We start from the raw sequence: 11844 nt of genomic DNA, 5'->3' as shown, positions 1-11844 counted from the left end.
CTGCGCAGCCCATCGGGGATAAATCCCCTCACCACAGGGCCTGCCCCCACATGGGGTTTTTCGTTTCATTCAATAGGAGAGGGCATGCGCGATTACAAGTGGCTGCACGAATACTGTCTGAACCGCTTCGGTTCGGCGGCTGAACTGGAAGCCCATCTGCCCGTTCCCAAGACCCCCGCGCAATTGCGCAAAATCAGCGACGACCGCTACCTCTCGACCATGGCCTTGCGCGTCTTTCGCGCCGGCCTCAAGCACAGCCTGGTGGACGCCAAGTGGCCGGCTTTCGAAGAGGTGTTCTTCAAGTTCGATCCGGAAAAAGTCGTGCTGATGAGCGCCGAACATCTTGAACGCCTGATGCAGGACGCGCGCATCATCCGCCACCTGGGCAAGCTCAAGAGCGTGCCGCGCAATGCGCAGTTCATTCTCGATGTCGAGCAGGAGAAGGGCAGTTTCGGCGCGCTGATCGCCGACTGGCCGGTGACCGATATCGTCGGTCTGTGGACTTACCTGAAAAAACACGGAAGTCAGTTAGGTGGGCTGTCGGCGCCGCGCTTCCTGCGCATGGTCGGCAAGGACACCTTCGTGCCGAGCTATGACGTGGTCGCGGCGCTGAATGCGCAGAAGATCGTCGACAAGGTGCCGACCAGCCTGCGTGATCTGGCGATTGTGCAGAACGCGTTCAATCAGTGGCATGAACAGAGTGGCGGGCGGCCGATGAGCCAGATTTCGATGATGCTGGCGTACACCGTCAATCATTGACATCGAGTTGCTTCAATCGCTGGCAAGCCAGCTCCCACAGGATCCTTGTTGAAACACAATTTTGTGATCGACACAAAAACGGTGGGAGCTGGCTTGCCAGCGATAGCGATCTGTCAGGCGACAGAGACTTCGCCCTCGCCAGCCAGCTTGCGATTCAACTGATACCGCCACCGCACATACAGCAGCGCCGAGCAGAACAGCGCCAGGCTCGCGACCATCTCCAGCACGCCAAACAGCTGCCGGTTCGGGTCATAGGCCGCCAGTGCGCCTTTGATGAAATACAGATTCACCACAAAGCACATCCACGAGTGCGCACGTGCGTTGCCCATCAGCATCCCCGGCGCGAGGATCAGCCACGGGATCAGCTCGACCAGCAGAATCACCCACGGTCTGGCGCCATGCAGGTCGGCAAACACCAGGTAGTAAACGGCGAGCAGCCCGGCGAGGCCGAAGAAGCACAGCAGGCTGACGACCCGCATCGCCTTGACGCGGGGTTCGAGCCACTCGACAGAGGGCAGGACTTTCGGCTTCTTCGCCACCCTCAGCCCTCCAGTTTCTGCGCGGTCTTGGCCAGACGCAGGCCAAGGGCACGACACAGCGCCATCTCGTGCGGATCCAGACCTTTTTTTGCCATCGGCCCCGGCATGATGACTGGCGCCATACGGCGTACCGCCGCCCTGGGTTTCCAGCAGCGCCGACTCGCTGTACGGCAGGCCGGTGATCAGCATGCCGTGGTGCAACAACGGCAGCATCATCGACAACAAAGTGGTTTCCTGGCCGCCGTGCAGGCTGGCGGTGGAGGTGAACACGCCAGCCGGTTTGCCGACCAGTGCACCGGTCAGCCACAGATTGCTGGTGCCATCGAGGAAATACTTCAGCGGTGCGGCCATGTTGCCGAAGCGCGTCGGGCTGCCCAGCGCCAGACCGGCGCAGTTCTTCAGGTCATCGAGCGTGGCATACAATGCGCCTTCATCCGGGATGTCCGGCGACACGGCTTCGCATTCGGTGGAAATGGCCGGCACCGTACGCAAGCGCGCTTCGAGACCCGCCTGTTCGACACCGCGCGCAATCTGCCGCGCCATCTCATTGGTCGCGCCGTTGCGGCTGTAATACAGCACCAGAATATAGGGCGCGCTCACGGCAACAGCTCCAGCACATTTTCCGGCGGACGACCGATCACGGCCTTGTTGCCGACTTCAAGAATTGGCCGCTCCATCAGTTTTGGGTGCTGGGCGATGGCGTCGATCAATTGCGCTTCGCTGAGGCTTTCGTCAGCCAGCTGAAGCATTTTGTATTCATCTTCTCCGGTGCGCAGCAACTGACGCGCGCTGATCCCGAGCTTGCCGAGCAGTGCCTTGATTTGCACCGCATTCAGCGGGGTTTCGAGGTAACGCACCACGTTCGGGGTCAGGCCACGGGCCTCAAGAAGTTCCAGCGCGCCGCGGGATTTCGAGCAGCGCGGATTGTGATAAAGCGTCAGATCGGTCATGGCAGGTCGCTTCTGGCGTAAAGTGGCGGCTATTCTAACTGTGCAGCGCGCAATCCAGAACCTTCAGAGGCAACGGGTCGCAGGCGCCTTCAATTTTTGACCAGGGAACATGACATGACACGGCGATTGGCAGCGGCATTGACGATAATCGGGGCGTTGATGCTGGGGGGCTGCGGCAACGACTACGGCATTGACCAGAATGGTCAGAAAGTGGCGTCCGAGCGCCTGGACAAGCAATGGGTAGTGCTCAACTACTGGGCCGAATGGTGTGGCCCGTGCCGCACTGAAATCCCGGAGCTCAATCATTTGGCGGACGAACTCAAGAGCAAGAATGTCGGTGTGTTCGGGGTCAACTTCGACAACGTCCAGGGTGAAGACCTGAAGAGCGCCAGCGAGAAACTCGGCATCAAGTTCACCGTGCTGGCGCAGGATCCGGCCGACCTGTTCGACCTGCCGCGCAGTGAGGCCCTGCCGGTGACTTACATTATCGACAACAAGGGCAAGGTGCGTGAGCAGTTGATGGGTGAGCAGACGGCGGCGGGGGTAATGGCGAAGCTGGAGGCGTTGCAGGCGACAAAGTAGGGCAAGTGGAGGTTTTGTGGTGAGGGGATTTAGCGAAACGTCGCACCGCCCCGATGGGCTGCGCAGCAGCCCTGAAACCCGAGAGCTCGGTTTACCCTGACCCTCCGAAGGGGGGGGCGCTCCGCGCCCCATCGGGGATCAAATCCCCTCACCACAGGGTAGTCTCAGCAGCAGGAGGGGGTTAACCCTCTTCCAGCCACCAACGCAACGGCTTGCCTTGCGCCGGCCAGAAGCGCATCTGCTCGATCGGTGAGATGTCCCAGCGCTCAACGCCTTGCAGGGCCTGCAGGAAGCGTTGTTCCTGCTCCATCAGCGCCGGGGCGCAGAGTTTGCGGGTCTTGCCGATCGGGCCGAAGCTCAGCTTGTCGCCTTCGAGGGTGTACGGCGCGAACCAGTGGTTGCAGCCGCCATTGCCGTAAGCACGACCATCGTCGCCGAGGGTCACGGTCAGGTGGCTGTAATCCATCAAGGGCCGCTCGCCGATCCACTCCAGAATGTAGCTGCGGTTCTGCTGCAGTTGCACCGGCTCTGCGGCGCAGCCCACCAGACCGACACCGACCAGCAGCGGCAGGGCAAGGCGTTTCATCACGCAGGCTCCTGGCATTTCGGGCACAAGTGCTTGTCGCCAACGGCTTTCCAGCCCAGCTCGGCGATGCGTGCGGTGGCGGCCGGCTTCTCGGCGCTCTTGCCCAGCTTGGCGTCCACGGCGAACTCGAAGTTCAGCTCTTTGGCGCAGCTGTCGCAGTTGACCTGCCAGGTGTGGATCGCCAGTTCGCCGAATACCGGGCCCGTGGTCATTGCGGTCCATTGCCCCGGCGGATTGATCAGGTGGCGCACGGTGTCGACGGTCAGGCGCATGGACAAGTCCTTGCTGCCTTTGAGCGTGACCAACAGGACATCACCGTTGCGGATCGAGCCACCATTGCCGGTGACCTGATAGCGGCCCGGTACGAGGGCGCGGCATTCGGTGAGGGTGTGTTGCGGGTTCATCAGGGTGTAGCGGAAATCGTGTTCGACCATGGGTCCTCCAAATCTGCGCGACATGCTAGCACGGGCTTGATTGCAGGATGGCGTACGCGTGCGACCTTCGATCCGGTTCAAATCGGCTGGCGCTCATGGCAAACTGCCGCCCTTCAATCTGAGGGAACGGAACATGGCGCTGATCGAATGTTATGAATGCAAGCGGAGCATCAGCTCCGAAGCCAAGGCGTGCATTCATTGTGGCGCTCCGATGGCGGAGCAACATGACCACAACCCGCCGCAGGCGACGGCAGCCGCCGCGACAATTTCATTCGGCAGCCTGCCGCGCAACAAATCCGTGCCCGACGCCTTTGTTCCGCCGCCAGCTCCAGAGCCAGCGCCGAAAGTGACACCGGCCGCTGTCGGCCGGCGTCGTCGGCAGCCCGAGCCCGCGCCGCAGCCTCAGGCCAACGCTGATGGTTCGCGTCCGGTGGAAGGCTGGTTGAAGATCATGGTGTTTCTGTTGCCGATGGTCTTTGTCTGGTTCCTGCTGCGCAACGGCCACTCGATGAAACAGCGCTTTTTCGGGTTCGGCTGGCTGGCGTTGCTGATCCTCGCTTCTTCGCTGTCGCCGAAATAAACCGGCAAGCCTTCAACCTTCGACCTGGTTCTGCGGCGTGCCTGCGGCCCAGGTCGCGATGTTGTGCAGGGTGGTCGCGGCAATCGCACCCAAGGCTTCATGGGTCAGGAACGCCTGATGCGCAGTGATGATCACGTTCGGAAACGTCAGTAACCGCGCCAGCACGTCGTCCTGCAGCGGCAAGTCGCTGCGATCCTCGAAAAACAGCTGCGCCTCTTCCTCATACACATCCAGTCCCAGATAGCCCAATTGGCCGTCCTTCAGTGCATCGATCAACGCCGGTGTGTCCACCAGGCCGCCGCGCCCGGTGTTGATAAGCATCGCCCCCGGTTGCAGATGGGCCAGTGACTCACGGTTGATCAAGTGTTTGCTTTGCGCATTGAGCGGGCAATGCAGGCTGATGATCCGCGACTGTGCGAGCAGCTCCGGCAGGCTCAGATACTGCGCGCCCAAAGCCACAACCTCCGGATTTGGATACGGATCGTAGGCCAGCAACTGACAACCGAAACCGTGCATGATTTTCGCGAACGTCGCGCCGATCTGCCCGGTGCCAACGATGCCGACCGTTTTGCCCACCAGATCGAAACCGGTCAGGCCGTGCAGGGTGAAATCGCCTTCGCGGGTGCGGTTGTAGGCGCGGTGCAGGCGCCGGTTGAGCGCCAGAATCAGCGCCACCGCATGTTCGGCCACCGCATGTGGCGAATAGGCCGGCACCCGCACCACGGCCAACCCGAGGCGTTTCGCCGCGAGCAGATCGACATGATTGTAGCCCGCCGAGCGCAGGGCGATCAGGCGCGTGCCCCCCGGCCGCCAGACGCTCCAGCACTGGCGCACTGAGATCGTCATTGATGAAGGCGCAGACCACCTCGTGGTGCTCGGCCAGGGCGGCGGTGTCGAGACTGAGCCGGGCCTGCTGAAAGTGCAGTTCTATCCCGCCCGGGCAATCGACGGCGAGGAAACTGTCGCGGTCGTAGGTCTGGCTGCTGAAAACGAGCGTGCGCATGTATTCCTCCTGGAGCGGGGTGGCGAGTCAATGTTGACCACCACCACTTTATCGGCGGTTGCCACCGCCGGTATTGCCATGGGTCAGGCGCTGATTCTGGCCTGGGTCGCGAGGCGATTGATCGCCCGCTCCAATTCCTCCAACGCCGCCGGTGCTTTCGGATCGCCCTGTTTGAGCAGGGTTTCACTGCGCTGGCAGGCCGCGCGCAATTGCGGTACGCCGCAATACCGGGTCGCGCCGTGCAGGCGATGCACGCGCTCGATCAGTGCATTCTGATCGCGGGCTTCACTGGCGGCGCGAATCGCTTCGCGGTCGGCTTCCAGCGAGGCGAGCAGCATCGCCAGCATGTCCGCCGCCAGATCGGCCTTGCCGGCGGCCAGGCGCAAGCCTTCTTCGTGGTCGATCACGGGCAGTTCGTTGCCCCCCGTCGTACTCTCGATGGCGCGCTCCGCGCCTTGATTGCGCAAGGCCAGTCCCGTCCATTTCAGCACCACTTGCGCCAGTTGCCGCTCGCTGATCGGTTTGGTCAGGTAGTCGTCCATGCCGCTTTGCAGCAAGGCGCGTTTTTCGTTGGCCATGGCGTGGGCGGTGAGGGCGACGATCGGCAGCGGTGTGCAATGCCGTTCGCTTTCCCACTGGCGGATGGTTTCGGTGGTCTGGCGTCCGTCCATGCCCGGCATCTGCACGTCCATCAGCACCAGATCGAAGGATTCGCTCTGCACTGCCTTGACCGCCGCATAGCCGCTTTCCACGGCCAACACCTTGGCGCCCATGTCTTCGAGCAGGGTCTGCACCAGCAACAGGTTGGCCGGATTGTCATCGACGCACAGCACTTTCGGAGCACGGCTCGACAGCGGTTCGCCCGGCTCACTGCGCGGCTGGCGCGGGTTGGCCAGATCCGCCAGCGCCCGACGCAATTTGCGCGTGCAGGCCGGTTTGGCCTGGAGCTGACTGTGCGGGTTGGGCACCGAGAGATGGAACAGCGTCTGTTCGGTGGTCGGGCACAGCACCAGCACTTTGCAACCGAGGTGTTCGAGATCCCAGATGTGCTGGTTCAGGCGCTCCGGGAGCATGTCGTTGCTGGTGATGCCGAGCACCGCAAGATCGATCGCCTGATCGGTCTGGTGCGCGCCGGTGACGCCGTTGGTCAGGCTCTCCAGCGTATTGAATGGCGTGACATCGAGGCCACAGTCTTCCAGTTGATGCTGCAAGGCCTGGCGCGCCAGTTCGTGATTTTCCAGCACCGCCACGCGGCGTCCGAGCAGCGGTGGGGCCGGCAAATCTTCGGTGTCGTCGCGGGTTTTCGGCAGGCTCAGGCTGATCCAGAACTCCGAGCCTTCGCCCGGGGTGCTGTCGACGCCGATTTCGCCGCCCATCTGTTCGATCAGGCGCTTGGAAATCACCAGACCCAGACCGGTGCCGCCGGGCTGGCGCGACAGCGAGTTGTCGGCCTGACTGAATGCCTGGAACAACGCGCGCACATCCTGACTCGACAGGCCGATGCCGGTGTCCTGAATGCTGATGCGCAGTTGCACGCTGTCTTCGTGTTCTTCCTCAAGCATGGCGCGCGCGACGATGGTGCCTTCGCGGGTGAACTTGATCGCGTTGCTGACCAGGTTGGTGAGGATCTGCTTCAGCCGCAGCGGGTCACCGACCAGCGACAGCGGCGTGTCGCGATAGACCAGACTCACCAGCTCCAATTGCTTGGCATGAGCCGCCGGCGCCAGAATCGTCAGGGTGTCCTGCAACAGGTCGCGCAGGTTGAACGGGATATGGTCGAGCACCAGCTTGCCGGCCTCGATCTTCGAGAAGTCGAGGATCTCGTTGATGATCCCGAGCAGGCTGTCGGCGGACTTTTCGATGGTGCCCAGATAGTCGAGCTGGCGCGGGGTCAGCTCGCTTTTCTGCAACAGATGCGTGAAGCCGAGAATGCCGTTGAGTGGCGTACGGATTTCGTGGCTCATGTTGGCGAGGAACTCGGATTTGATCCGGCTCGCCTCCAGCGCTTCTTTGCGCGCCAGGTCCAGTTCGATGTTCTGGATCTCGATGGTTTCCAGGTTCTGCCGCACATCTTCGGTGGCCTGATCGACGCTGTGCTGCAGTTCTTCGCGCGCGTTCTGCAGGGTCCCGGCCATGCGGTTGATGCCCGAGGCCAACTCGTCCAGTTCCTGACTGCCGAGTGGTGGCAGGCGGGTTTCCAGATGACCGTCCTTGAGTTGCGCAACGGCGTGTTTGATCTGGCTCAACGGGCGGTTGATGGTGCGGCCCATGCGCAAGGCGAGCAGGGCCGCGCCGGCGAGGCCCGCGGCGATCAGCAGCAGACTGGCAAACAGACTGCGATAACCGCGCAGCAGCATGCCGTTGTGCGACAGCTCCAGTTCGACCCAGCCGAGCAGGCGCTCGGATTCTTGCGGGATCACGTCGCCGGCGAGGTTGCGATGCTTGCCGAACACCGGCATCAGATAACGTGTGGCGTCATTGCCGCTGCGCCGTTGCAGTTGTGCACTGTCGCCACTGGGGGCTTGATTGAGCATGGTCGGACCGGCGTGCGCCAGCGGTGTGCGATCTGGGGCGAGGAAGGTGACGGCGCGCACGTCAGGCTGTTCCAGCGATTGGGTGGCGATGCGCTCCAGCAGATCGGTGTTGCCGTGGCCCATGGCGGGCGCCACCAATGGCGCCAGTTGCTCGGCGATCATTTCACCGCGCTGCATCAGTTGGGTCTGCAAATCGGACTGTTGCATCCAGGTGAAATAGCCACCGAGCACCAACGCCATCAGGCTGGTGGGCAACAGGGTCAGCAACAATACGCGACCTTTGATTCCCAGTTTCTTGAGCACACCCATCTCCTGCATCCCGCTGAACTGTTGACTCGCACGTGCGTCCGGCACGCGACATTGGCGCAGTGTAGCGATTTGCAGGCAGGCAATCTTCGGAAAAATCATCTCGCCCTCGGCCGCCAGGGCGAGGCGCGTTTGTCCGGCCGGTCAAGCTTGGGTTGCCCGATGGCGGGCAATCTTGAATAATCGGCCAACTGAGAATTATTTGCAGATACTCATGACTCCTGTTTCCACCGACCTGCCACGCATTCTTGCCATCGAGGACGACCCGGTGCTCGGTGCCTATGTTCACGAACACCTGGGCCGGAGCGGCTTTGCAGTGACCTGGTGCCAGAACGGGCAGGAAGGGCTGAACATCGCCCGCCATCAGCCGTTCGACGTGGTGCTGATGGACATTCTGTTGCCTGGGCTCGATGGCCTGAAGGTGCTGACGCAGTTGCGCCAGAGCCATTCGACGCCAGTGCTGCTGATGTCGGCGCTGGGCGCCGAGGCCGATCGCATCAGCGGCTTTCGTCTGGGCGCCGATGATTACCTGCCCAAGCCGTTCAGCATGGCCGAGCTGCATGTGCGGATCGAGGCGATCCTGCGCCGGGTGGCGCTGGATCGGCGCCCGGCAGCGATTGCCCCGGCTGCGATCCACGGCGCGCTGCGTTTCGACGAAGAACAGTGCGAGGTCTTCTATAACGCACAAGCCGCCGGTCTGACTCGCAGCGAATACCGTCTGCTGGAAACCCTCAATCGCAACGACGAAGAAGTGCTGAGCAAGGCCTTCCTTTATCAGCATGTGCTGCAACGCGGCTATGCGGCCCACGACCGCAGCCTCGACATGCACATCAGCCAGATCCGCCGCAAACTCAAGGCCATCGCTACGCCGAACGGGAAGTGCGCACGGTGTGGGGCAAGGGTTATGTGCTGAGTGCGCCCGATGAAAGTCTCTGACTTGCCGGGGCGGCATTCGCTGTTCTGGAAACTGGCGTGTCTGCTGGTGGCGTTCTGTCTGCTGATGATCTGGCTGAGCTGGTCCTGGGGCCGCTACATGGAAGAGCGCAACCAGTTCCTCTCCGACGAGGCGCGCGGCACCCTCAGCCGTTATGCCGGCGAGGCCGAGCGGGCGTGGCAGCGCGGTGAGCGCGACGGTGTCGATAACTGGTTGCAGAGTATGGAGTTGCGCGAGGCGGCCTGGGTCGGGGTGATCGACCGCAATCTGCAATCGTTGAGCAGCGAGCCGCTGAATGAACAGGAAATCCAGCACCTGACCTTTTTGCGCGGCCTCGACTGGCCGATCCACAAAAAGGGCCGGCCGTGGCTGCGCGTGCCGTTTCCGAAGGACCCGTCCGCCGGCAGTCTGGTGATTGAGTTGCCCGAGCGTTTCCTGCCGGGGAAATACCGAGTGTTCTGGCGGGTGATCACCAACGGCGTGATTCCGGGGCTGTTCACCTTATTGCTGTGCATTGGCCTGTATCGCTTGCTGGTAGTGCCGTTGAATAACTTGCGTGAGCAGGCCAACGCCTGGCGTGCCGACCAATTGCATGTGCGTCTGTCGAGCGGCATCACCCAGCGCCCGGACGAACTCGGCGAGCTGGCGCGGGCCTTCGACTCAATGTCCGAACGCCTGCAATCCACCGTCGCCCTGCAACAGCAGCTGCTGCGCGACCTGTCCCATGAATTGCGTACGCCGCTCAGCCGGCTGCGGGTGGCCAGTGAAAGCGAACAGGATCTGCGCCAACTGCGCGAGCGCATCGGCCGTGAAGTCGACGGCATGCAGCGGCTGGTCGAAGACACTTTGCAACTGGCCTGGCTCGACACCGAACGCGCGCCCTTGGCGGACGAAGCGATCCAGATCCAGGCGCTGTGGGAAATGCTCACCGACAACGCCTGTTATGAAAGCGGCTGGCCGAGCCTGCAATTGCAGTGCGCGGTGCCGGCGTCGTGCTGGGTGCGCGGCAACCTCAATACTTTGGCGCAGGCGCTGGAAAATATTCTGCGCAATGCCATCCGCCATTCGCCCGAGGGCGGCATCGTGCGCCTTGATGGACGGCGTGACGATGATTATTGGCATTTGTGGCTGGAGGATCAGGGCGGCGGGGTGGCCGAGGGGAATCTGCAACGGATCTTCTCGCCGTTCACCCGCCTCGACGGCTCACGCACGGGGGATGGCGGGTTTGGGTTGGGGCTGAGCATTGCCAGGAATGCGGTGCAGCGCCAGGGCGGGATGGTGTGGGCGGAGAATGCCGGGGCGGGGTTGCGCCTGAATTTGCGCCTGGTGGCTGACGTTGATGTCGCATCGACTGATGCTATCGCGAGCAAGCTCGCCTCCACAGTGGATGTCGGTCGTCCGCAGATTGTGTGAATAGCAAACGCCATCTGTAGGAGTGAGTCTGCTCGCGATGGGGAATTTCGCTTCACCACTGTCAGCCCGTGCGGGAGGGATCTCGTATTTTTGTACGACCTTTCCTAAAGGAGTTTATCGACGTTTTAACCCGTTCTTGACCGTTTACTCTCGGGGCTCCGCTCGTCCTCAAGGAACTGGTCATGACTGCAACTGACATCCCCGGCAATGCCTCCGATAACCGTTTCAATGAAGTACTGGCGCTGATTCAGAACGCCAGGCAGCAAGCCGTGCAAGCAGTAAATACTCAACTGATCGAGTTGTACTGGCAGGTGGGGGGTTACATCAGCCGCAAGATCGCTCGCGCTGAGTGGGGCGATGCGGTGGTTAGGCAACTGGCCGAACATCTGGCTCGAACGCAGCCAGGGCTGCGTGGGTTTACCCGTTCGAACTTGTTCCGCATGTGCCAGTTCTACGAGACTTATCACGCTGAAGAAAAAGTCGCACCACTGGTGCGACAATTGTCTTGGTCTCACAATTTGATCATTTTCAGCCAAAGCAAACGTCCAGAAGAACGCGAGTTCTACGTCCGCATGGCGATTCAGGAAAAGTGGTCAAAGCGCGAACTCGAACGCCAGCTCAAGGCTGCGCTTTTCGAACGCAGTGTCACCCAGCCAGCAAAGGCTTCTGCTGCCCTCAAACAGACTCATCCCGCTGCGCTCGAAATCTTCCGTGACGCCTACATGGTCGAGTTTCTCGACCTTCCCGGCGTGCACGCCGAAACCGATCTGCATCGAGGTTTGCTGGGGCGACTGAAGGAATTTCTGATCGAGTTGGGGCGCGATTTCTGCTTCGTCGGTTCGGAGTATCCGGTACAAGTTGGCGGCCGTGATTTCGCCCTTGATCTGCTGTTCTTCCATCGTGGGCTCAACTGTCTTGTCGCCATCGAGCTCAAGGTCGGACGTTTTGAGCCTGAATATCTGGGCAAGCTGAATTTCTACCTTGAAGCGCTGGATCGCGGCGTTCGCAAGCCTCACGAGAATCCGGCCATCGGCGTATTGCTGTGCGCCAGCAAGGAGGACGAGGTCGTCGAGTACGCCCTCAACCGCAGCTTGTCTGCAGCATTGATCGCGGAATATCAGGTGCAGTTGCCAGACAAACAATTGCTGCAAGCCAAATTGCACGAGTTCTATGCCATGAATGTCGCAGGGGATGAAGAAGGCTGAGCCATCTGCTTATTCCCAG

At 61.5% G+C, this 11844-nt stretch carries 10 protein-coding genes and 3 pseudogenes; 6 read left to right on the top strand and 7 right to left on the bottom strand.

Features of this window, described 5'->3' with window-relative positions; genetic code table 11:
- The first annotated feature begins 84 nt into the window (after positions 1 to 84).
- Positions 85 to 759 (top strand): DNA-3-methyladenine glycosylase I, encoded by a 675-nt coding sequence (locus tag HT737_RS07620; protein ID WP_121186706.1) that lies wholly within the window; start codon positions 85 to 87, stop codon positions 757 to 759.
- 113 nt (positions 760 to 872) lie between these two features.
- Here the strand turns inward: HT737_RS07620 and HT737_RS07615 are convergent, their stop codons facing one another.
- The 3 genes and pseudogenes from HT737_RS07615 to arsC all read right to left on the bottom strand — a co-directional run bounded on the left by HT737_RS07615 (position 873) and on the right by arsC (position 2248).
- Complete coding sequence (locus HT737_RS07615) at positions 873 to 1238, bottom strand: DUF2069 domain-containing protein (protein WP_306287187.1); 366 nt, start codon at positions 1236 to 1238, stop codon at positions 873 to 875.
- Positions 1239 to 1300: 62 nt separating this feature from the next.
- Positions 1301 to 1898, bottom strand: a pseudogene (wrbA, locus tag HT737_RS07610) (NAD(P)H:quinone oxidoreductase).
- Positions 1895 to 2248: an arsenate reductase (glutaredoxin) gene (gene arsC, locus HT737_RS07605; protein WP_047295787.1), complete on the bottom strand. Its 354-nt coding sequence runs from the start codon at positions 2246 to 2248 to the stop codon at positions 1895 to 1897. Before arsC ends, wrbA begins: the two are co-directional and overlap by 4 nt.
- A 114-nt stretch (positions 2249 to 2362) precedes the next feature.
- Here arsC and HT737_RS07600 point away from each other — a divergent pair, with 114 nt between their 5' ends.
- Positions 2363 to 2830: a TlpA disulfide reductase family protein gene (locus HT737_RS07600; protein ID WP_041067536.1), complete on the top strand. Its 468-nt coding sequence runs from the start codon at positions 2363 to 2365 to the stop codon at positions 2828 to 2830.
- 181 nt (positions 2831 to 3011) lie between these two features.
- Here the strand turns inward: HT737_RS07600 and HT737_RS07595 are convergent, their stop codons facing one another.
- On the bottom strand, positions 3012 to 3416 hold the full coding sequence (locus HT737_RS07595) for an META domain-containing protein (RefSeq protein WP_182402058.1): 405 nt from the start codon (positions 3414 to 3416) through the stop codon (positions 3012 to 3014).
- On the bottom strand, positions 3416 to 3850 hold the full coding sequence (locus HT737_RS07590) for a hypothetical protein (RefSeq protein ID WP_041067531.1): 435 nt from the start codon (positions 3848 to 3850) through the stop codon (positions 3416 to 3418). The genes HT737_RS07595 and HT737_RS07590 overlap by 1 nt, the downstream gene beginning before the upstream one ends.
- Before the next feature lie 133 nt (positions 3851 to 3983).
- Here HT737_RS07590 and HT737_RS07585 point away from each other — a divergent pair, with 133 nt between their 5' ends.
- Entirely contained in the window at positions 3984 to 4430 is a 447-nt protein-coding gene (locus HT737_RS07585) for a hypothetical protein (RefSeq protein WP_047295781.1), read from the top strand.
- A 12-nt stretch (positions 4431 to 4442) separates the two neighbouring features.
- On the opposite strand, the pseudogene HT737_RS07580 reads toward HT737_RS07585, so the two are convergent.
- A pseudogene (locus tag HT737_RS07580) lies at positions 4443 to 5433 on the bottom strand (2-hydroxyacid dehydrogenase).
- A gap of 83 nt (positions 5434 to 5516) precedes the next feature.
- Complete coding sequence (locus HT737_RS07575; protein WP_182402060.1) at positions 5517 to 8270, bottom strand: response regulator; 2754 nt, start codon at positions 8268 to 8270, stop codon at positions 5517 to 5519.
- Positions 8271 to 8487: 217 nt separating this feature from the next.
- On the opposite strand from HT737_RS07575, the pseudogene HT737_RS07570 reads away from it, so the two are divergent.
- From HT737_RS07570 to HT737_RS07560, 3 genes and pseudogenes are all read left to right on the top strand, one after another.
- Positions 8488 to 9209: pseudogene (locus tag HT737_RS07570) on the top strand (response regulator transcription factor).
- The gene (locus HT737_RS07565; protein ID WP_182402056.1) at positions 9196 to 10620 is read left to right on the top strand and encodes a sensor histidine kinase; all 1425 of its coding nucleotides are present in this window, start codon (positions 9196 to 9198) and stop codon (positions 10618 to 10620) included. The pseudogene HT737_RS07570 and the gene HT737_RS07565 overlap by 14 nt, the downstream one beginning before the upstream one ends.
- 182 nt (positions 10621 to 10802) lie before the next feature.
- Entirely contained in the window at positions 10803 to 11825 is a 1023-nt protein-coding gene (locus tag HT737_RS07560) for a YhcG family protein (RefSeq protein ID WP_182402054.1), read from the top strand.
- Positions 11826 to 11844 lie beyond the last annotated feature (19 nt).

The sequence above is a fragment of the Pseudomonas sp. MD195_PC81_125 genome (genome assembly GCF_014060985.1).
GTDB lineage: Bacteria > Pseudomonadota > Gammaproteobacteria > Pseudomonadales > Pseudomonadaceae > Aquipseudomonas > Aquipseudomonas parakoreensis.
Note: the sequence above shows the minus strand (reverse complement) of the source record. Positions and strands in the feature narration are given on the sequence as shown.